The following is a 21,154-nucleotide window of genomic DNA, read 5'->3' on the forward strand; positions in this document are numbered from 1 at the left end:
CGTCGTCCCGCCATCGCGCTCTTGGATGAGCCGCTGTCGTCGCTGGATGCCAAGCTGCGGTCGGACCTGAGAATCGAGCTGAAGCGCATCCAGCAGGATCTCGGCGCGACCATGCTCTATGTGACCCACGATCAAGTCGAGGCGATGACGCTCGCCAACCGCATCGGCGTGATGGATCAGGGCCGGCTGGTTCAGGTCGGCACTCCGCGCGAGGTCTACGAGGATCCGGCCAATGCCTATGTCGCGACACGGCTCGGCAGCCCCGGCATCAATCTGCTTCCGCGCGCGCTGTTTCCGAACATTGCGACGCCGCCAGAGGCCATCACAATCGGCGCGCGAACCGAGCACATGACCGTGCGCCGCGCGCGTCGCGAAACGGCAGCTGCTTGCGTGAAATGGATCGAGCGGCTCGGCGACCAGAACCATCTGCATATTGATCTTAACAACCATGCCATCGTGAGCCTGGTCGAACCGGATACCGGGTTGAACGTCGGCGATGCCGTGGATATCGAGTTGACTCGGCCGCTCTGCTTCGATCGCGCTGGTGAGCGGGTGAGATAGACCATGGATGATGCTTTCAAACGCAGACTGATCCTGGCAATGACGGAGACCATTGTCTCTCATGCCGAGGAGCTGACCTCACTCGACCAGGCGATCGGAGACGGCGATCACGGCCTCAACATGAAGCGTGGTTTCGAGGCCGTCCTTGCCGACGCGGACAATATCGCGGCCAAACCCTTGCCGGATGGGTTGAAGGCGGTCGGCATGGCGCTGGTGATGAAGGTCGGCGGGGCGTCCGGCCCTCTCTACGGCACGCTCGCGATGGGATTGGGCAAGGCTTTGCCGCCTGACCCGACGGCGGCTGAGGCGGCCGCCGCGCTCGGCCGCGCTATCGACGAGGTGAAGGCGCGTGGCAAATCGGACGCCGGGCAAAAGACGATGCTTGACGTGCTGGTCCCGGTGCAGGCGGCCTTCGCGACCGGCGGCGCGGATCTCACGGACCGGCTTGCGACGGTCGCACGCGAAGCTGCCGACGCGACCGTGCCGATGAAGGCGATCCGCGGCCGCGCCTCCTTCCTCGGCGAGCGCTCGATCGGCCACATGGACCCCGGCGCGCGTTCCGCCAGCCTGCTGGTGCAGGCGGTCTGCAATGTCTTCAACGAGGCCTGAATATGGATCAACGGAACAATGTCGGCATCGTCATCGTCTCGCATTCCGCCAAGGTGGCGGAAGGCGCGGCCGACATGGTGCGACAGATGGTCGGCGACAGGGTGCCGCTCGCAGCCGTCGGCGGCAATGCCGATGGCGGGCTCGGGACCGACGTCGGCGCCATCATGGGCGCCATCGACAGAGCATGGTCGGAGGCTGGGGTAGCCATTCTCGTCGATCTCGGCGGCGCCGAGACCAACAGCGAGATGGCGGTCGAAATGATGCCGGAGGCGCGGCGGGAGCGGATCGTGATCTGCAACGCGCCCTTGGTGGAAGGTGCTGTCATGGCGGCGGCGGAAGCGTCGGGCGGGTCCCCGCTCGACGTGGTGCGCGCTACTGCAGAGGAGCTGATGGGGGGATGAGGGGCGGCCATGAACGCGCAGATCGGAAGGAGGAGCTCGCGATGCAGGAAGTAAAAGCGCATGCGTTGTTGACCAATGAGGTCGGACTGCATGCGCGCCCGTCGGTCAAGCTGACCCAGCTCGCGAAGCGCTTTGCCGCCACGGTGGAAGTCGCGATCCGCGCCGACGGACCATGGACCGATGCCAAGAGCCCGGTGAAGATCATGCGGGTGAAAGCGGCCAAGGGAGAGACGCTGTTCATGCGCGCGAACGGCAGCGATGCCCAGGCGGCCGTCACGGCGCTGGTCGACCTGGTGAACCGCAAATTCGAGGAGGAGTAGCTGCCATGCAGCGGCGACTGGTGGGTCGCGCAGCTTCGAGTGGCCTCGCTGTGGGGCCCGCCCTGCTGTTGCGTGCGCCGGAGACATCGAAGCGCAAGCACGGCACGGTTGCGGAAGAGCGTGCAGCGCTAGCTGATGCGGTCGCAGGCGCCCGCGATGCGGTGGCAAGCTTGGCGTCGGAGCTCGTTGGCGACGCCGCTGATATGATCGCGTTTCAGCTCGCATTGCTGGAGGACGACGCGCTGACCGTATCAGCCTATGCGAAGATCGAGGCCGGCGTTGCTGCCGATGTTGCCTGGCTGTCTGCGATGCAGGAGGAGATCGCAGGTTACGAGACGGCCGAGGACGAATACTTTCGCGCGCGCGCCGCCGATCTCGCCGATATCCGCGATCGGGTGCTGCGTCGTCTGTTTGGCCTTCAGCAGGCCGATCTGCCCGAGGGCGCAATCGTGGTGGCGCGTGACCTGCCACCTTCGACTTTCCTTGGCATTGACTGGTCGCGAGGCGGCGGCATCGCGCTCGGCGACGGCAGTCCGACCAGTCACGTCGCGATGCTGGCACGGAGCAGGGGGGTGCCGATGGTCGTCGGTCTCGGCCGCGAGGTTGAGAAGCTCGCCGGCACGGTGCTGGTTGACGGCGAGATCGGAAGCGTCATGATCGACCCGGATTCAGAAGCCGTTTCAATGGCGCGGGATGCGAGCGAGCGGTTGGCGCGCCGCAAGGCAAGTGCAGTGGAATGGCAATGCGAGCCGGCGGTCACTGTCGACGGCGTTGCGATTGCCGTGCTGGTCAATGTTTCGGGAGCCGCCGACATCGCGGGCTTGCCCGCGGCGGCGTGCGACGGCATCGGCCTTGCGCGCACCGAGTTCCTCACCGCGAACCTGCTCCGCGACGAAGATGCGCAATATCGCACCTATGCCGAACTGGTACGCTGGGCTGAGGGGAGCCCCGTCACCATTCGCACGCTCGATGCTGGCGGCGACAAACCGATTCCAGGCTACACGGTCGATGGCGAGAGCAATCCGTTTCTCGGCTTGCGGGGCCTGCGGCTCTCACTGCGGCACCCGGACATCTTCCGCATCCAGCTGCGTGCGCTGGCGCGTGCCGCAGCGCGGGGGCCGCTGAAGATCATGCTGCCGATGGTCACCCATCCCGCCGAGTTTGAGGCAGCCCACGAGCATCTTCGCGCGGTCTTGGCCGAGCTTGCCGAAAGCAGAGCAGCCTTTGCCGAGCCAAGCTTCGGCATGATGGTCGAGGTGCCGGCTGCTGCCCTGGCTGCGCAGGATTTTGCTGCGGGCTTCTTCTCGATCGGCACCAACGATCTGACGCAATATGCCACCGCGGCCGCGCGGGACGGCGCCGAGGTCGCGGACTATGCCGATGTGCTGCATCCTGGCGTGCTGGCCATGATCGCCCATGTCGTGCGTGCAGGCCGCGATAAGGGCATCGAGGTCTCCGTCTGTGGCGATGCGGCAGGCGATGCGCGCAGCATACCCGCGCTGTTGGCTGTGGGCGTGCGGAGCCTGTCGGTCGCGCCCGGCCTGTTGCCGATGGTCAAGCAGACCATTCGTGAACTCGACCTTGCCAGGCTGACGGAGAGGGCATGAGCGACGCCGAGACTCCGTCCATTCCGGCCAGCCCGCTTGCCGAGTACAAGGCGATCCTGCGTGCCGTGATCGACAGCCGGCCGTCCGGCACGCGGCAACGGCTGGCGGAAGCGATCGGCAAGAACAGAAGCTTCATCTCGCAGATCGTCAATCCGGCCTATCCGACGCCAATTCCCGTCCAGCACCTCGACACGATCTTTCACATCTGCCACTTCGCCCCGCAGGAGCAGCGGGCCTTCCTGGCTGCCTATCGTGCCGCTCATCCCGGCCGGCTCGATGACATCGAGAGCAAGCGGCCGATGCGGCGTCTGGTCGTCGAGCTCCCTGATTTTGGCGATCCGGTCGCCAATGCACATGCGGATCGCATCATCGCAGGCGTTGCACGCGGCATCACGGCACTGATGTCCGCCAATGAAAACGAAGACGACGCTGAACCAGGAGGAAAGTCATGAAGAAGCTGATCAATGCCGTTCCTGACGTGCTCTCCGAGAGCCTCCAGGGATTTGCCGCGGTTCACGGCGATATTCTCAAGCTCGGCGACGACAACAAGTTCGTGTGCCGCAAGACGCTGAAGCCCGGCAAGGTCGGGCTCATCTCGGGCGGCGGCTCCGGGCATGAGCCGCTCCACGCAGGCTTTGTCGGCATGGGCATGCTCGATGCGGCGTGCCCGGGCCAGGTCTTCACGTCGCCGACTCCGGACCAGATGCTCGCGGCGGCGGCCGCGGTCGAAACAGGTGCGGGTTGTCTGTTCGTGGTCAAGAACTACGAAGGCGACGTGATGAATTTCGCGATGGCGGCGGAAATGATGGAGACACCGGTTGCGACCGTGATCACCGACGACGACGTCGCGGTCGAGACCTCGACCTATTCCACCGGTCGGCGCGGTGTCGCCGGTACGCTTGTCGTGGAGAAGGTGCTGGGTGCCGCAGCGGAACAGGGGCGCGATCTCGCCGCGCTGAAGGCGCTTGGCGATGACGTCAACCGGCGCACCCGCTCGATGGGGGTGGCGCTTTCATCCTGCACGGTGCCGGCAGCCGGTAAGCCGACATTCTCGCTCGGTGAGGATGAGATGGAGATGGGCGTCGGCATTCATGGCGAGCCGGGCCGTCGCCGGGTCAAGCTCGCGTCCGCCGACGCCATCGCCGAGGAGATGATGGGCGCGATCCTATCTGATCTTTCGCCGAAGCCCGGCGCGCCTTGCCTGCTGCTCGTCAACGGCTTCGGCGGCACGCCGGCGATGGAGCTCTATGTGATAGCCAATTCGGCGCAACGGATCTTGCAGAGCCGTGGCCTTACCATCGGCCGCGGTCTGGTCGGGTCCTACGTCACGTCGCTCGAGATGGCCGGCTGCTCACTCACCGTGACCATGCTCGACGACGCGACGACCGCACTGTGGGACGCCCCCGTGCACACCGCAGCGCTTCGCTGGGGCTGCTGAAGCTCTGACCTCTGCCGGTCGCCTTCGCGGTTCCGACCTGCTGCAATGCGGCGGCGGCTCGCGCCGCACCATTCAAAATGAGACTGCCTGTCAAGCGTGTCGGCGGGCCGCCCGGTGCGCCGTCGACATCCTGCGCTAGCCTCGCTTCTGAACAGGGGGAGGCGTGCGACCTCTTGCCCTGACGTGAAGAGCAAACAGGGAGGAGTGGAATGGTCAGACGCAGTTCCGTGCTGATTGCGATCGGCACCATCATGCTATCAACGACGGCCTTCGCGCAGCAGCAGAAAATCAAAGTCGGTGTCACTGCCACCCTGGAGGGCACCTACACCGTCCTCGGCGAGGACGGTATCCGCGGCTTCCAGACGGCGCTCAACGTCCTCGGCAAGACTGTCGGCGACAAGGAACTCGAATTCGTCATCGCCTCGACTGACGCAACGCCGGATTCCGCTGTCCGCGCGGTGCGCAAGCTGATCGAGCAGGACAAGGTGCAGATCCTGCTGTCACCGCTGTCGGGCGACGAGGGCATCGCGGTGAAGAATTTCGCTAAGACCCATCCCGAGCTGACCTTCGTCAATGCGGCGTCCGGTGCGCAGGAAACCACTTACGTGGACCCGGCGCCGAATTTTTTCCGCTACAACATGGACGGCGCGCAGTGGCAGGTGGGCCTCGGCAAATACGCCTATGAGACCAAGGGCTACCGCAAGATCGCGACGGTCGGCGAGGACTATTCCTTCATCTATACCCAGGTCTTCGGTCTGGTTCTGGAATTCTGCGGCGCGGGCGGCCAAGTCACGAACCGGCAGTGGGTTCCGCTCGGAACCAAGGACTTCGCTTCCGTCATCGCTGCATTACCCGACGATGTCGACGCGATCTATCTCGGCCTCGGCGGCGCTGACGCGGTCAATTTCCTGAACCAGTACCAGCAGGCCGGCGGCAAGGCGCACCTAATGGGTGGCTCGATCATGATCGATCAGACCATCCTATCCTCGAAGGGGAGCGCAAAGAACGCGCTGATCGGCACCATCGCCGCGAGCGGTCAGGCCGACACCTGGGACGATCCGGGCTGGCAGAAATTCGTCAAGGCCTATCAAGACGCGTTCCCACCCAACAAGCGGTTCCCGAGCCCGTCGCTGCTCGCGACCAACTACTACGATTCGACCATGGCGCTGATCTTGGCCTTGCGCCAGGTCAATGGCGATCTCAGCGACAACCAGGCCAAGCTGAAGGACGCGCTGGCGAAGATCGAGATTGATGCGCCGAACGGCAAGATCAAGCTCGACTCCAATCGTCAGGCGATCGGGACCAATTTCGTCACGGAGGTGGTGGACGACGGCAAGGGTGCGCTGTTCAGCAAGGTCGTGAAGGTCATTCCCAACGTGAACCAGACGCTTGGCTATGATCCGGCGGTGTTTGCAAAGATCGGCCTGCCAAGCCGTACCGTGCCGGAATGCAAGAAGTACTGACCTAATTTTTGCACCTGCGATAAAGGCCGTGCGCGCTTAGCTGCGTGCACGGCTCTTGAATTCTCGCCGCCATTGAGGAACGCTGCGGGTCAACAAAAAAGTCCATCCCCGGGAGGGAGCGCATGAGCAGGGCGCTCGCCGTTTTCCACGGCCGGTTCGGTCGCGCGACGGTGTATCAGTTGAACAAGCCCTTCAACGTGCATGCGCATCGTGAAGGGCACCTGATCTTTCATGTCGGAGGAATGCCGGCGAGCATCGATGTCTGCGACCGCCGCTGGCTGCTCGACGATACTTCGATCGTCGCCGTCAATCCCTGGGAACCGCACAACTTCCTGCCGGCGGATATCGCTGACGGCGCCGTGTTCTTCGTGCTCTATGTCAATTCCGAATGGTTTGCTCCCGACGCCTCGGGTACTTGCGCCCTGCGGTTCGGGCGGACGCATTTCAAACGCACCGCGGCGTTGGAAAAACAGATCAGGCGTGCCGCGGCGCTGGTCTGTGGCGCGCCGTCCCTGAGCACGCTGGACTGTGAGCTCAGGCACCTGATCGACATCTGCCATGACGAGAGTTGGCAGAGCTGTGACGCCGAGGAGGGACGCGGTGCGGCGGGGGTGACCGATTTTCGCGTCCGCAAGTCGATCAGGCTGATGTCGGAAAGCCCGGGGGCGGAGATCGAGCTCGATACGATTGCGCGCGAAGCGGGGCTCTCGCGGCCGCATTTCTATCGGTTGTTCCGGAACCAGACGGGCGTGACACCGAACCTTTATCTGAACACGTTGATCATGGAGCAGGCGCTTGACGCGCTGGTCACCACGGAAGCTCCGATCGTCGATATCAGCTTCGACCTCGGCTTTTCATCGCAAAGCGGTTTTACGCGGTTCTTCGCCGCCAATGTCGGGATGGCACCGACCGATTATCGCCGTGCAGCAAAAGTGCTGCGGGCATAACGCATCCGCAAAACGCGAAAAGAGACTGACAATCAAATCAGTCGGCTACGCGGTGGTTAGGCTGCGCAAAAACGTGGCGCGTCAATACGCGGCGTGCCGGGAGGACCTCATGCAATGGGCCATCGCCACGGCCGCTGATCGGCCATGACAGCTTCTCGCTTCATCGAGCGTCATCCGGTATGGGCGCTGATCGTTTTGGTCGCCGCCGCATTGCTGCTCTGGCTCTTGCTTGCGGTCTGGCCGCCCGGACTTGAAGAGGCGATCGGGAGGAAGAGGGTCTTCCTCAATGCGATCTTCAACGGCATCACGCTTGGTGGTCTGTACTTCCTGGTCGCGAGCGGCTTCACCTTGATTTTCGGCCTGATGCGCAATGTCAATCTGGCACACGGCTCGCTGTATCTGTTCGGCGGCTATGTCGGTTATGGCATCAGCACCGCTACCGGTTCCTGGTTGCTCGGCTTTATCGGCGCCTTCGTCCTGGTTGCGCTGGTCGGGATCATCCTGCAGATCGTGGTGTTTCGCCGCATGGAGGGCCAGGATCTGCGGCAGACCATGGTGACCATCGGGCTCTCGATCGTATTTGCCGACCTGATGCTGTGGGCCTTCGGCGGTGACTTCTATCAGATCGCGACGCCGCAATGGCTGATCGGCCCGGTGCAGATGCCGTTCGTGACCGCGGTTAAATCGTCCGGCGAAGCCGTCTATCTGCAATATCCGCTGGTGCGGCTCGTGATCTTCGCTGCATCGGTCGTGATCGGCGTCCTGATGTGGCTTGCGCTGAACCGCACCCGCGTCGGGCTGATGGTGCGCGCAGGGGTCGACGATCGCGACATTCTTGCCGCGACGGGGATTCCGATCCAGCTTGTCTTCGTGTTCGTCTTTGCGCTCGGCGCCGGGCTCGCCGGCATCGCCGGCGTGGTCGGCGGCACGTTTCAGTCGATCTCGCCCGGCGAGGACACGCGTTTCCTGCTCGCCTCGCTGGTGGTCGTGATCGTCGGCGGCATGGGCTCGATTCCCGGAGCTGCGCTAGGAGCCGTCATCATCGGCCTCGCCGAGCAACTCGGCTCCGTCTACATCCCGACCTATGCGATCGTGGTGACGTTCCTGATCATGGTCGTGGTGCTGGCGCTGCGGCCGCAAGGCCTGGTCGCGAGGCGCTGAGATGTCGTTGGCGGAGCGCACCCATCTTCACGCCAAGCCGCCGGCAAGTGCAGCGCTGACGCCGGACGCGTCGGCCTGGTCGATTGCGCAGAACCCGGCGCCCTGGGCGGTCGCCGTGATCCTCCTGATCATGCCGCTGCTCGCCAACGGCTTCTTCCTGATCGAGATCTTCGGCACCACGCTGATTCTAGGAACAGTCGCGCTCAGCCTGATGTTCCTCGCCGGCTATGGCGGCATGGTCAGCCTGATGCAGCTCACCATCGCCGGCTTTGCCGGCTACATGGTCGCGGTGCTCGGCGTCAGCGGCAGTGCCAAGATCAGCCTCGGCTGGCCGTGGTGGCTGGCGACGCCGATGGCGTTGGCACTGGCGACGGGGTTCGGCACACTCGGTGGCGCGCTCGCGGTGCGCACCGAGGGCATCTACACGATCATGATCACGCTCGCGATCGGCGCCGCCTTCTATTATTTCACGAACCAGAACTGGGCCATCTTCAACGGCCATACCGGCCTCAATACAATTGCGACCCCGCAGTTCTGGGGCGTCGACTGGCGCGCCGATATTCCGTTCTATTATGTGACCCTCGGAGTCGCCGCGCTCTGCTATTTCGCGGTCGTGTATGTTTCACGGGCGCCCTTCGGCCTGGCGCTGCAGGGCGTCCGCGACAATCCGCGCCGCATGGCCGCGCTCGGTTTCCATGTCAATGCGCATCGGATTGCGGCCTATGCTCTCGCCTCGCTGATCGCTGGGCTCGGCGGCGTGCTGCAGGTCTGGAACTACAGGCAGATCTCGCCAGGCTCGGTCGCGGTCGAGCGCTGCATCGACATCCTGATCATCGCTGTGGTCGGCGGCATCACACGCCCGGTCGGCGCCTTCATCGGTGCCTTCATCTTCGTGATCCTGCGCACCTTCGCGCTTGATGTGCTGGTTCAGCTCGGATTGGACGGCAATCGTTTTCGCCTCCTGATCGGGCTCGGCTTTCTTGCCGTTGTGTTCTGGTCATCTGACGGCGTTGTAGGCCTGTGGGAGCATTGGCGCCGGCGCAGCGCGCCAAGCTCCTATCGCGGAGGCGCCCACCATGGCTAGCGTCGCGCCGCGTCTCTCTGCGATCGGTTCCGGTGCCGCGCTAGAGCTGCGCGGTGTCACGCGCATGTTCGGCGCGCTGGCGGCGCTGACCGACATCACGATCACGGTGCGGCCGGGCGAGCGCCGCGCGGTGCTCGGCTCCAACGGTGCCGGCAAAACCACGCTGTTCAACTGCGTGACCGGCGATTTCCTGCCGACGTCGGGGACGATCCGCTTCTTCGGCGAGGACATCACCCGTTTCCCGCCTTACGAGCGCATCCGGCGCGGTCTGCGGCGCACCTATCAGATTTCGGCGCTGTTTCCCGGCCTCACGGTGCAGGACAACGTCTATCTCGCCTGTCGCGGTGTCTCGCGCGGACGTTTTTCGCTGCTGCGCCCCGGTGCCAATGACGCGCTGATGCACGCGGCGGAGACGCTGATCCAGGCCGTGTATCTGACACCGGCGAGGGATCAGCGCGTGTCCGAACTCGCCCATGGTCAGCAGCGCCAGCTCGAGATCGCGCTCGCGCTGGCCGGTGCGCCGCGTTTCATCCTGTTCGATGAGCCCGCCGCCGGCCTGTCACCGACCGAACGGCGCGAGCTGATCGAGATCTTGACCTCGCTGCCGAGCCATATCGGCTACATCATCATCGAGCACGACATGGATGTCGCGCTGCGCGTCGTCGAAAGCGTCACGATGATGCACAACGGGCGCGTGTTCAAGGAGGGCCTGCCGGAAGAGATCCAGTCCGACCCCGAGGTTCAGGAGCTTTATCTCGGAGGCGGCCATGAGTGATCTGCGCCGTGCGCCAGCCGCGCTCGAGGTCAGGGGCCTCGATGTCTACTATGGTCATTCGCACGCGCTGCAGGGCGTCGATCTGACGCTCGACTCCGGCGTGTTCTCGGTGGTCGGCCGTAACGGCATGGGCAAGACCACGCTGTGCAAGACCATCATGGGCTTGCTCGCGCCGAGCGGCGGTTCGGTCCGGGTGCGCGGGCAGGATATCACCCGGCAGAGTCCAGCTGCGATCGCGCGGCTCGGCGTCGGCTATGTCCCGCAGGGGCGACGGCTCTGGCGCTCGCTCACGGTCGACGAGCACCTGCGGTTGACATCCGGCATTCGCCAGGGGCCCTGGACCATCGAGCGTATCTACGACACCTTCCCGCGGCTGGCCGAGCGCAAGACCAATGGCGGCGGCCAGCTCTCCGGCGGCGAGCAGCAGATGCTTGCGATCGGCCGCGCGCTGCTCACCAACCCGCATCTTCTGATCATGGACGAGCCCACCGAGGGCCTCGCGCCGGTCATCGTTGCGCAGGTCGAGGAGATGCTGGTCCGGCTCGGCGAGGAGGGCGAGATCTCGGTGCTGGTGATCGAGCAGAATATCGGAGTCGCCACCGCGATCTCGAAGAGCGTCGCCATCATGGTCAATGGCCGGATCAACCGGATCATCGATTCCGTCCGGCTGGCCGCCGACCGCGATCTGCAGCAGCGGCTGCTCGGCGTCGGCGTTCACGCCGAGGCCGACATTGAGATCGATGCGCCGGCCGCGGAGACGGCTGCCGCTCCGCCGCGTCCGCGCGGCAGCGCGCCGATCCGGATCTATATCTCCAATCCGGTGCCGCCGACGCGCTGGTCGCAGCCGGTACCGATCGCACGGATCGAGGCGTCTGCGCGGATGGTCTCGACCGGCGTCACGCGGCTGGAGGCGCCCTCGACGCGGCAAGTTGAAGCGCGCCGCAGCCAACAGCCGTCGGGACCTCCCGTCGTGCTCGTGGCCGGCACGCTCGACACCAAAGGGGCGGAGCTACGCTTCATCCGCGACATCATTGCCGCGAGCGGGTTGCGGACGCGGCTCGTCGATGTCTCGACCAGCGGAAAGGCCCAGACCTGCGACGTGTCCGCGCAGGAGATCGCGCTCAATCACGTACGCGGCGGCGCAGCTGTATTCGGCAGCGATCGCGGGACGTCGGTCACTGCGATGGCGGAGGCCTTCGCCAATTGGATCCGCCGTCAGGACAATCTCGCCGGCATCATTTCGGCCGGCGGCTCGGGCGGCGCCTCGCTGGTCGCGCCCGCGATGCGCAGCCTTTCCGTCGGCGTGCCAAAGCTGATCATCTCCTCTGTCGCCTCGGGCGATGTCGGACCCTATGTCGGCCCTGCCGACATCACCATGATGTATTCGGTCACCGACGTGCAGGGGCTCAATTCGATCTCGCGTGCGGTGCTCGCCAATGGCGCCAACGCGCTGGTCGGCATGGTCAAGGCACGGCTGGGACGCGCGCGCCGACGAAGCGCGCCGGACATCGTCAAATCTGCCGGCGATCGGCATCACCATGTTCGGTGTGACGACGCCGGCCGTGCAGAAGATCACGGCCGATCTGCGCGACGAATTCGAATGTCTGGTCTTTCATGCCACCGGCACTGGCGGACAGTCGATGGAGAAGCTGGTCGATTCGAACCTGCTCGCCGGCGTGATCGATCTGACTACGACCGAAGTCTGCGACCTCCTGATGGGCGGCGTGTTTCCCGCCACCGAAGATCGCTTCGGCGCCATCATCCGCAGCCGCATTCCGTACATCGGCTCGGTCGGCGCGCTCGACATGGTCAATTTCGGCAAGCCGGAGACGATTCCGGAGCGCTATCGCCAGCGCAAATTCCACATCCACAACCCGCAGGTGACCTTGATGCGCACGACCGCCGAGGAGAACGCGCGCATGGGACGCTGGATCGGCGAGCGGCTGAACCGCATGGATGGGCCGGTGCGCTTCTTCCTGCCCGAGGGCGGCGTGTCGGCGCTGGATGCGCCGGGACAGCCGTTCTGGGACCCCGAGGCCGACGCAGCGCTGTTTCGCGCGCTCGAACAGACCGTGCGCGCGACCGGCAACCGTCAGCTCATTCGCATCAGGCGCAACGTCAACGAGCCGGAATTTACATCCGCGATCGTGAGCACGTTGCGCAACCTGGTTGGCCGCGCAGGGGCGCGCCGGAGAGTGGCGAGGTAAGCGATGGCCCGGTTTGAGCGAGCGGCACTGTTGAAGAAGTTTCGTGCCATGGCGGCCAAGGGCGTGCCGATCGTCGGCGGCGGCGCCGGCACGGGTCTGTCGGCGAAATGCGAGGAGGCGGGCGGCGTCGACCTGATCGTAATCTACAATTCGGGCCGTTATCGCATGGCCGGCCGCGGCTCGCTCGCAGGCCTGATGGCCTATGGCGACGCCAATGCGATCGTCGTCGAAATGGCGGGCGAGGTGCTGCCGGTCGTGACCCGCACGCCGGTGCTCGCGGGCGTCAACGGCACCGATCCGTTCCGCGACATGGATGTCTTTCTCGATCAGCTGAAGGCGCTCGGGTTCGCCGGCGTGCAGAATTTCCCGACCGTCGGCCTGATCGACGGCGTCTTCCGCGCCAACCTCGAAGAAACCGGCATGTCCTACGCGCTGGAGATCGAGATGATCGCCAAGGCGCGCGAGAAGGATCTGCTGACCACGCCCTATGTGTTCAGCGAGGCGGAGGCGGCGGCGATGGCGATTGCGGGCGCCGACATCATCGTCTGCCATCTCGGCCTGACCACCGGTGGTGCGATCGGCGCGCAGACGGCGCTCAAGCTGGAAGACTGTCCGGCGCGGATCGATGCCTGGGCTGCAGCGGCGCTCAGCGTCAATCCGGATGTGCTGGTGCTCGCGCATGGTGGCCCGATCGCCGAGCCGGCCGACGCCGATTTCATCATGAAACACACGCGCAAATGCCACGGGTTCTACGGCGCTTCGTCGATGGAGCGGCTGCCGGTGGAGCGGGCGCTGACGGAGCAGGTTCGCCGATTCAAGGCGATCGGAGCCCGCTAAAGGTCAAAGGAGGAACGAGATGTCCGGGAATCTGATCGGCGAACTGATCCTCTGGCTGATTGTCGCGATCATTGCGATCGCCATCATCGTCTACATCGTGAACTGGCTTTATCATCGCTCCTCCAAGGAGGTCTCCTTCGTCCGTACCGGCTTCCTCGGCGAGCGCGTCGTGATCAATGGCGGCGCCTTCGTGCTGCCGTTCATTCACGACACCACGCCGGTCAACATGAACGTGCTGCCGATCGGCATCACGCGCGCCAGACAGGATGCCGTGATCACGCGCGACCGCATGCGGGTCGACATCGAGGCTGATTTCTACGTGCGGGTGCAGCCGACGCGCGAGGCGGTCGCGATCGCGGCGGCGACATTGGGCCGCCGCACAATGGAGCCGGAGCAGCTCTCCGCGCTGTTGTCAGGCAAGTTCATCTCGGCCATCCGCTCGGTGGCGGCCGAGATGACCATGGAGCAGATGCACGAGCAGCGCGGCGAATATGTCGTACGCGTCAAGGGGGCGGCTGCGGAAGCGCTGGCACAGAACGGCCTCGAGCTGGAATCGGTTGCGATCACCGACCTCGACCAGACCGATCTCGAATATTTCAATCCATCGAACCGCTTCGATGCGCAGGGCCTGACGAGCCTGATGGAAGAGATCGAGGCCAAGCGCAAGCTGCGCAACGACATCGAGCAGGACTCGATGATCCGCATCCGTACCCGCAATCTTGAAGCCGAGCGGCAGGCGCTGGATATCGAGCGCGAGAGCGAGACCGCGCGGCTGGAGCAGGAGCGCGACATCGAGATGCGTCGCGCGCTGCAACGCACGGAAGTCGCGCGCGAGCGCGCACTGCGCGAGACCGAGGCCGAGCAGGCGCAGATCCTGGCGCGCGAAGCGATCGAGAAGTCGCGGATCGCCAATGATCAGGCCATCACCGAGGCGCGTATTGCCTCCGAGCGCGAGACCCGGCACCAGGAGATCGAGCGCATGCGCGCGGTCGAGGAGCGGGAGCTCACGGCGCGGGAGGAGATCGAGAAGGCCCGGATCGCCAACCAGCGCGCAATCGATATGGCGCGGATCGCCTCGGAACGCGAGGTGCGCCAGCGCGAGATCGAGCGGACCCGCACGGTCGAGGAGGCGGAGATCACGGCACGTGAGGCGGTCGAGAAGGCCCGGATCCAGCAGGATCGGATCGTCACCGACGCACGCATCGCCAATGAAGAGGAGACGCGGCGGCGGGAGATCGAGCGCACCCGCTCCGTGGAAGAGGCGGAGATCGCCGCGCGCGAAGCGACCGAGAAGGCGCGGATCGCGCAGACCATGATAGTTAACGTCGAGCGCATTGCCTCCGACGAGCGTACCCGCGCGCTGGAGATTGCGCAGGTGCGCAGCATTCAGGAGGCCGAGATCGAGGCGCAGAAGGCGGTGGAAGCTGCCCGCATCGCGCGCGAGCGGACCTTGGCCGCGGAGCGGATCGGCTCTGAACACGCCACCCGCAAGCTCGAGATCGAGCGCAACCAGGCACTCGATGTGGCCGGCATTGCGGCACGCGAAGCAACGGAAGCAAGCCGGATCGCCCAGGAGGAGCGGGTCCGCGCGTTGGAAATCGCACGCCACCGCGCGATCGAGGAGGCCGATATCGCCTCGCGCGAGGCCATCGAAGCCGCGCGTATTTCCCAGGAGAAGGCGGTTGCCGCCGAACGCATCCAGGCCGAGCGGGAGACGCGGAGTCTCGAGATCGCGCGGACCGAGGCGATCGAAGCCGCCGAGCTCAAGCGCCGCGAGGCGGTCGAGCGGCGCCGTATCGACGTCGAGCTGGCGCTGGAAGCCGAGCGGATTGCGTCGTCGAGGACGCGTGAGGTGCTCAACATCGACCAGAAGAAGGCGATCGAGCTCGCCGACGAGGTGCGCGTGATCGAGCTCGCGGCCAAGCGCTCCGAGCGCATCGATGCCGATCGCCAGGTCAAGGAGGCCGAGATCAAGGCGCGCAAGGAGGTCGAGACCGCCGATGTCTCGCGCGAGCAGGCCCTCGAAGCCGCACGGCTTGAACGGCGCCGCTCCATCGAGCAGCTCGAGATCGGCCGCGTCCAGGCGCTGCAGGAAGCCGAGATCGCCTCACGCGAGGAGGTCGAGCGCGCGCGCATCGCCTCCGACCGTGGCCTCGACGAAGCGCGGATTGGGCGCGAGCGCGAGTTGCGCAAGCTCGAAGTGGTCAGGGAAAAGGACGTCGAGACCGCCCTGATGGAGAAGGCCATCGCCCTGCATCAGAAATCGCTGGAGGAATCGGCGGCGCGCGCCGCGGCTGAGGAGGCGCGGATGCGCGCGACCGAGGCGGCCGAACGTGTCGTCACCGCCCGCGAGAGCGAGATCGCCAAGCGCCGCAAGACGGTCGAGGTGCTGCTCGCCGAGAAGCAGGCGGAGGAAACCCGGATCGCAGCGGAAGCCGAGCGCGTGCGCGCGGCGGTCGAGGCGGAAGCCCAGCGCATGCTCAACGAGGCCGAGAACGTGCTGACCGATCAGGCGCGCTACTCGCTGTTCCGCCGCAAGCTGCTCGATCGCATCGAGGGCATCGTGCGCGAGAGTGTCAAGCCGATGGAGAAGATCGAAGGCATCCGCATTCTCCAGGTCGACGGTCTCAACGGCAACGGCGCCGTGAACGGAGGAGGTCGCAGCGCTACCGACGAAGTGATTGACTCAGCTTTGCGGTATCGGGTGCAGGCGCCGCTGATCGACTCTATTCTTTCCGACATCGGGGTCGAAGGTGGCAGCCTCGCCAAGATGCCGGGCCTGATCCGTGAAGCCCGCGATATGCAGGGAATCAAGGACGCGGCGCGCAAGTCGGGAGAGGCCAAGGCTGCCGCGCCCGGCTCCGGTGGCGATCCCGCGGCCGAGCGCGGGCCAAAGAAGAAGGTCTGATAAAGGATGGCACGAGTCTATGTTTCGACCGTCGTCAACGCGCGCAACGATCGCGTCTGGGCGCGCGTGCGCGACTTCAACGGTCTGCCGAACTGGCATCCGGCGATCGCGGAGAGCCGGATCGAAGGCGGAGAGCCGGCGGACAAAATCGGCTGCGTCAGGGATTTTCGCCTGCGCAATGGCGATCGCATCCGGGAGAGACTGCTCGGCCTGTCCGACTACGACATGTTCTGCACCTATTCGATCCTGGAATCCCCGATGGGGGTCGAGAACTACGTCGCGACGCTGCGGCTGACGCCGGTGACCGACGGCGACCACACATTCCTGGAGTGGACGGCCGAGTTCGACTGCGCGCCGGAGCGCGAGTCCGAACTCATCGGCAATATCGGGGGCGGCGTGTTCCAGGGCGGCTTCGATGCCTTGAAGCGGGCATTTGGAGGCTGACCATGCCGCACGTGGTCAAGAGCACCATCCTCGATGCGCCGACCGGAGCGGTCTGGGAGATGCTGCGCGATTTCAACGGGCACGACCGCTGGCATCCGGCGGTCGCGACCTCGACGATCGAGCGTGCGCAGGCCTCCGACAAGATCGGCTGCGTGAGGCGCTTCAAGCTGAAGGACGGCTCGGAGCTGCGCGAGCAATTGCTCGCGCTGTCCGATCTCGAGCAGACCTTCAGTTACTGCCTGCTCGATACGCCGATCCCGATGTTCAACTATGTCGCTCATGTCCGTTTGCTCCCGGTCACCGATGGCGACCGTACCTTCTGGCATTGGGAATCGCGCTTCACCACCCGGCCCGAGGACGCGGCCTCAATCACGAAGATGGTGGCAGAGGACATCTACCAGGGCGGTTTCGACGCCATTAGGCGGCACTTGAAGAGGACAGCATGAGCCCGGAGGCATGCCAATGCCGGTGACGGTGAAGACATTCGCGAGCACGAGCGAAGTGGCCGCGGCGCTGTCGTCGGATCGCAGCGCGCGCTATCTCGGCGGCGGCACGCTGGTGATGCGGGCGCTCAACGAGGGCGATATCTCGATTGCGACCATCGTGCGAGCCGCGGACACGACGCTGACACGAATCGACGCGTCAAGTTCGCGGGTCGTGATTGGCGCGGGCGTGACCTTCGCGCGCATCCTGGCCGAACGCGATCTCGCCTTCCTGCATGCGCCGGCGCGATCGATCGGCGGCCCCGCCGTGCGCAACATGGGCACGGTCGGCGGCAACCTGTTTGCCCCGGTCCCCTATGGCGATTTCACGGTGGCGCTGCTGGCCCTCGATGCGGTCGTCTCGGTGCATGGCGGGCTGGGTGTGCGCGACATCGCCATCGAGGAATTTCTGCAGTCGCGCGAGCGACACGGCGGCACGCTCGTGCTCTCCGTGTCCTGTGCACGGCCGGCCAGCGCGGATGCGTTCCGCTATCGCAAGATCGCCCGGATCAAGCCGAAAGGCGGATCGATCATCACGCTCGCCGCGCATCTGCCATCCGGTGGCGGCCGGATCAACGGCGCGCGGATCGCGCTCGGCTCGATGGCGCCGGTGCCGATCCGCGCGAAAGCAGCCGAACGCGCACTCGACGGTCGGTCGCTCGATGGCACAGCGATCAGCGCGGCCGCGGCGGCCGTCACCGAAGGAATATCGCCCGCCGACAACGCGCTTGCCAGCGGCTGGTATCGCCGTGAGATCGCAGGCGTGCATCTGCGGCGGCTGTTGTCGGGACAGGAGTAGGGACATGGCGAAGACCGCACTGCAATTCCGACATAACGGCCGCGACGTCGCGATCTTCGTCGATGGCGGCGTCAATCTGCTGTTGGCCTTGCGCGAACTGATCGGCGACATGACGCCCAAATTCGGTTGCGGGCAGGGTGGTTGCGGCGCCTGCTCGGTGCTGATCGATGGCGAATTACATCTGTCCTGCCTGACGCTTGCCGAAACTGTTGCGGGGCGCTCGGTCGAGACGCTCGAAAGCATGAAGGACGGCCCGAACCTGCATCCGCTGCAGAGGGCGTTTGCTGACAATTTCGCGGCGCAATGCGGCTATTGCACGCCGGGCATGCTGATGGCGGCGAAGGCGCTGCTCGATCGCAACCCGCAACCGAGCCGCGCCGAGGTAGTCGAGGCGATTTCCGGCAACATCTGCCGCTGCACCGGTTACGAGCCGATCATCAATGCCGTGCTGGCCGCGTCAGCATCACGCGCCCGCGCCTGAAGGAACGAGCCATGCTGGAACTGCGCAAGGACATCTTCGCCGACGAGCGCGACGACAACTTGAAGGAAATCGGCAAGGGCACGCAGCGCCAGGATATGCTGGGCCATGTCACGGGCACCTCGACCTATTTCGACGATCACAAGCTGCAGGGCATGCTGCATCTGAAGGTGCTGCGCAGCGCCCATCCACATGCGCGGCTGCGCCGCATCGATACCTCGGAAGCCGACCGCGCACCGGGCGTGCGGCGGATCATCCGCGGCAGCGACGTGCCGCGCAATCTCAACACGCTGCTCAGCCTGATCAATTTCGGCAAGGACGACGAGCCTACGCTCGCCGTCGACAAGGTGCGCTACAAGGGCGAGCCGATTGTCGCGGTGGTGGCTGACAGCCCGCTCGAAGCCTTTGAAGCAATAGCAAAAATCCGCGTCGACTACGAGCCCTTGCCGGCGGTGTTCGATGTCGAAGAGGCGCTCAAGCCCGGCGCCCCCGTCGTCAACGAGACCTATCCGAAGAACACCTTCACGTATCACGAGCGCTACGATCACCAGAAGCTGCGCTTCGGTGACGTCGAGCGCGGCTTCGCCGAATCCGATCACGTGCTCGAGCAGCGCTATCAGATGTCGCCGATCGAACATGCGCCGACTGAGACCAACGGCTCGATCGCCGCGCCCGACACCAACGGCCGCTATGTCGTCTATACGTCGACGCAAGCGCTTTTCTTCTCACTCGACACCTGCGCCAAGATTCTCGATGTGCCGTCGAACACCTTTCATTTCATCGGCGGCACCGTCGGCGGCGGGTTCGGCGGCAAGGTCGATACGCTGACCGAGCCGCTCGCGATCCTGGGCGCAATGCTGACCGGCCGTCCGGTGCGCTATGTGCTGGGGCGGGAGGAAGAGATGCAATATGGCCCGCCGCGCGGCGCGGAGCGCATCTTCATCAAGGATGGCGTCAAGCGCGATGGCCGCATCGTCGCGCGCAAGATCACGGCCTATTTCGACAGCGGCGCCTATACGCGGCTGTCGAGCTATGCGGTCGTCAAATGCGCGGCGCATCTGCCGGGGCCCTATACGATCCCCAACGTTTACGGCGACATCTACTGCGTCTTCACCAACCGTACGCCGGCCACCGCCATGCGCGGCTTTGGCGTCACCGGCATGGACTTCGCGATCGAATGTCAGATGGACAAGCTCGCGCACCTCGTCGGCATCGATCCGATGGAGTTCCGGATCATCAATGCCTATCGCGACGGCGACATGAAGGCCCATCGCCGTGAGGCCAAGAACACCGCTTTGATCGAATGCGTGCAGGTCGCCGCCGACAAGGCCAAGTGGCCGTTGCGCGAGGAATTCAAGCGGATGTCCTCGCGCAAGGAGGGCGGTGGGGCCAGGGCGGAGATTCCGCCGACGCCGCGCGAGCCTGTGGCTTCGCGGCCCGCGCCGGCGCAGCAGCGCACCAGTTACGATCGCGGCATTGCGATGCCTGCTTCCGAGCAGCGGCCGGTCGCACCGCCGCCTCCACCGGCGCCGCCATCACCGCCGGCGGCGCCATCCCATGGCGCCACCCGTTTCTCCTCCGTCTTCGGCACCAGGAGGCGCTGACATGACCAGGCATCATGGACGCGGCATTGCCTCGATCAACTACCCAATCGGCATGAACCTCGGCGGCGATCCCAGCCAGGCGCTGGTGCATTCCAATCCCAGCGGCAAGTTCACGGTGGCGCTGTCGTCGATCGATCTCGGCCAGGGCATGAAGTCGGTGACGCGGCAGATCTGCGCCGAGACGCTCGGCGTCCCGGTCGAGGACGTCTATGTCGACACCGCGGATTCCGACACCGGGCCGCATTGCATGGGCTCGTTCGCTTCGCGCGGCACCCATCGTGTCGGCAATGCGGTGATGGCTGCGGCGCGCGAGGCGCGCGGCGTGATGATGGAGGCGGCGGCCGAGGAGCTCGAGGTCAACGCCGCCGATCTCGAGACCGACGGCCGTGGCAACATCCACGTTAAGGGCGCGCCGCACCGCTCGATCTCGACCAAGGACGTGGCGATCGCGGCGCAGTTCAAGCAGGGCCGCACCATCTCGGGCCGCGGCATCTTCCTGGTGCCGCTGTCGGATGTCGACCCTGAGACCGGCGAGATGTCGCCGGCGACTTGCTACGCCCATGCCTGCCTGGTTGCGGAAGTGGAGGTCGATGACGAGACCGGCGAGGTCAGCATGGTCAGGATGGACAGCGCCTATGAGCTGGGACGAGCGCTCAACCCGCGGCTCGTTGAGCAGCAGCTGGTCGGCGGCGCCTGGATGGGCGTCAGCCATGCGCTCTATGAAACGACGGAGCCTTACTATCCGAACCCCGCCCATGGCCCGCGCGATTTCGTCGACTATCTGATGCCGGGGCCGGGCAATATCTGCCCCCACGACATCGCGGTGTTGGAGCGCCCTGCCGCGGATGGCCCGTTCGGCGCGAAAGGGCCGGGCGAGATGTGCGCCAACCCGGTGCTGCCCGCGGTGGCCAACGCCATTTTCAACGCGGTCGGCGTCCGGATCGATGAGTTGCCGATCACGCCGGAAAAGGTGCTGCGCGCGATCAAGGCCCAAGGCGGCGCGCGGCCGCAGCCAAGGCGGTGATAGTC

General features: G+C 65.2%; 20 protein-coding genes and 1 pseudogene. All 21 read left to right on the forward strand.

Going from position 1 to position 21,154, the window contains the following annotated elements; genetic code table 11:
• On the forward strand, nt 1–561 hold a 561-nt coding region (locus tag BRAS3843_RS29230; protein WP_035983183.1), incomplete at its 5' end, for an ABC transporter ATP-binding protein.
• Between the two features lie 3 nt (nt 562–564).
• Nucleotides 565–1,170 (forward strand): dihydroxyacetone kinase subunit DhaL, encoded by a 606-nt coding sequence (gene dhaL / locus BRAS3843_RS29235; protein WP_008972752.1) that lies wholly within the window; start codon nt 565–567, stop codon nt 1,168–1,170.
• Between the two features lie 2 nt (nt 1,171–1,172).
• Nucleotides 1,173–1,571, forward strand: coding sequence for a dihydroxyacetone kinase phosphoryl donor subunit DhaM (dhaM, locus tag BRAS3843_RS29240; protein ID WP_008972753.1), 399 nt, complete (start codon nt 1,173–1,175; stop codon nt 1,569–1,571).
• A gap of 41 nt (nt 1,572–1,612) precedes the next feature.
• Nucleotides 1,613–1,891 (forward strand): HPr family phosphocarrier protein, encoded by a 279-nt coding sequence (locus BRAS3843_RS29245; protein WP_035983188.1) that lies wholly within the window; start codon nt 1,613–1,615, stop codon nt 1,889–1,891.
• Between the two features lie 5 nt (nt 1,892–1,896).
• Nucleotides 1,897–3,498, forward strand: a complete 1,602-nt coding sequence (gene ptsP, locus BRAS3843_RS29250) for a phosphoenolpyruvate--protein phosphotransferase (protein ID WP_008972755.1) — start codon at nt 1,897–1,899, stop codon at nt 3,496–3,498.
• A complete protein-coding gene (locus BRAS3843_RS29255; protein ID WP_008972756.1) occupies nt 3,495–3,950 on the forward strand; it encodes a hypothetical protein in 456 nt (151 codons plus the stop codon). The genes ptsP and BRAS3843_RS29255 overlap by 4 nt, the downstream gene beginning before the upstream one ends.
• Nucleotides 3,947–4,936: a dihydroxyacetone kinase subunit DhaK gene (dhaK, locus tag BRAS3843_RS29260; RefSeq protein ID WP_008972757.1), complete on the forward strand. Its 990-nt coding sequence runs from the start codon at nt 3,947–3,949 to the stop codon at nt 4,934–4,936. Before BRAS3843_RS29255 ends, dhaK begins: the two co-directional genes overlap by 4 nt.
• Before the next feature lie 209 nt (nt 4,937–5,145).
• Nucleotides 5,146–6,399, forward strand: coding sequence for an ABC transporter substrate-binding protein (locus tag BRAS3843_RS29265; protein WP_008972758.1), 1,254 nt, complete (start codon nt 5,146–5,148; stop codon nt 6,397–6,399).
• A 122-nt stretch (nt 6,400–6,521) separates the two neighbouring features.
• Nucleotides 6,522–7,346 (forward strand): AraC family transcriptional regulator, encoded by an 825-nt coding sequence (locus BRAS3843_RS29270; protein WP_008972759.1) that lies wholly within the window; start codon nt 6,522–6,524, stop codon nt 7,344–7,346.
• A gap of 144 nt (nt 7,347–7,490) precedes the next feature.
• The gene (locus tag BRAS3843_RS29275; RefSeq protein ID WP_008972761.1) at nt 7,491–8,507 is read left to right on the forward strand and encodes a branched-chain amino acid ABC transporter permease; all 1,017 of its coding nucleotides are present in this window, start codon (nt 7,491–7,493) and stop codon (nt 8,505–8,507) included.
• 1 nt (nt 8,508) lies between these two features.
• Complete coding sequence (locus BRAS3843_RS29280) at nt 8,509–9,591, forward strand: branched-chain amino acid ABC transporter permease (RefSeq protein ID WP_008972762.1); 1,083 nt, start codon at nt 8,509–8,511, stop codon at nt 9,589–9,591.
• Nucleotides 9,584–10,366: an ABC transporter ATP-binding protein gene (locus BRAS3843_RS29285; protein WP_008972763.1), complete on the forward strand. Its 783-nt coding sequence runs from the start codon at nt 9,584–9,586 to the stop codon at nt 10,364–10,366. Before BRAS3843_RS29280 ends, BRAS3843_RS29285 begins: the two co-directional genes overlap by 8 nt.
• A pseudogene (locus BRAS3843_RS29290) lies at nt 10,359–12,573 on the forward strand (ABC transporter permease). Before BRAS3843_RS29285 ends, BRAS3843_RS29290 begins: the two are co-directional and overlap by 8 nt.
• A 3-nt stretch (nt 12,574–12,576) precedes the next feature.
• Entirely contained in the window at nt 12,577–13,410 is an 834-nt protein-coding gene (locus BRAS3843_RS29295; RefSeq protein WP_035983185.1) for a phosphoenolpyruvate hydrolase family protein, read from the forward strand.
• Nucleotides 13,411–13,429: 19 nt separating this feature from the next.
• Nucleotides 13,430–16,318 carry a flotillin family protein gene (locus tag BRAS3843_RS29300; RefSeq protein WP_008972767.1) on the forward strand — a complete coding sequence of 963 codons (2,889 nt, stop codon included), beginning with the start codon at nt 13,430–13,432 and terminating at the stop codon, nt 16,316–16,318.
• A 6-nt stretch (nt 16,319–16,324) separates the two neighbouring features.
• Nucleotides 16,325–16,762, forward strand: a complete 438-nt coding sequence (locus tag BRAS3843_RS29305) for an SRPBCC family protein (protein WP_008972768.1) — start codon at nt 16,325–16,327, stop codon at nt 16,760–16,762.
• 2 nt (nt 16,763–16,764) lie between these two features.
• Nucleotides 16,765–17,208, forward strand: coding sequence for an SRPBCC family protein (locus BRAS3843_RS29310; protein WP_008972769.1), 444 nt, complete (start codon nt 16,765–16,767; stop codon nt 17,206–17,208).
• A 16-nt stretch (nt 17,209–17,224) separates the two neighbouring features.
• Entirely contained in the window at nt 17,225–18,043 is an 819-nt protein-coding gene (locus BRAS3843_RS29315; protein ID WP_008972770.1) for an FAD binding domain-containing protein, read from the forward strand.
• Between the two features lie 4 nt (nt 18,044–18,047).
• Nucleotides 18,048–18,524 (forward strand): (2Fe-2S)-binding protein, encoded by a 477-nt coding sequence (locus BRAS3843_RS29320; RefSeq protein WP_008972771.1) that lies wholly within the window; start codon nt 18,048–18,050, stop codon nt 18,522–18,524.
• Between the two features lie 11 nt (nt 18,525–18,535).
• On the forward strand, nt 18,536–20,125 hold the full coding sequence (locus BRAS3843_RS29325) for a xanthine dehydrogenase family protein molybdopterin-binding subunit (protein ID WP_008972772.1): 1,590 nt from the start codon (nt 18,536–18,538) through the stop codon (nt 20,123–20,125).
• A 1-nt stretch (nt 20,126) separates the two neighbouring features.
• Nucleotides 20,127–21,149, forward strand: a complete 1,023-nt coding sequence (locus BRAS3843_RS29330; RefSeq protein WP_008972773.1) for a molybdopterin cofactor-binding domain-containing protein — start codon at nt 20,127–20,129, stop codon at nt 21,147–21,149.
• Nucleotides 21,150–21,154 lie beyond the last annotated feature (5 nt).

The sequence above is a fragment of the Bradyrhizobium sp. STM 3843 genome, from assembly GCF_000239815.1.
In the GTDB taxonomy this organism is placed as follows: Bacteria; Pseudomonadota; Alphaproteobacteria; order Rhizobiales; family Xanthobacteraceae; genus Bradyrhizobium.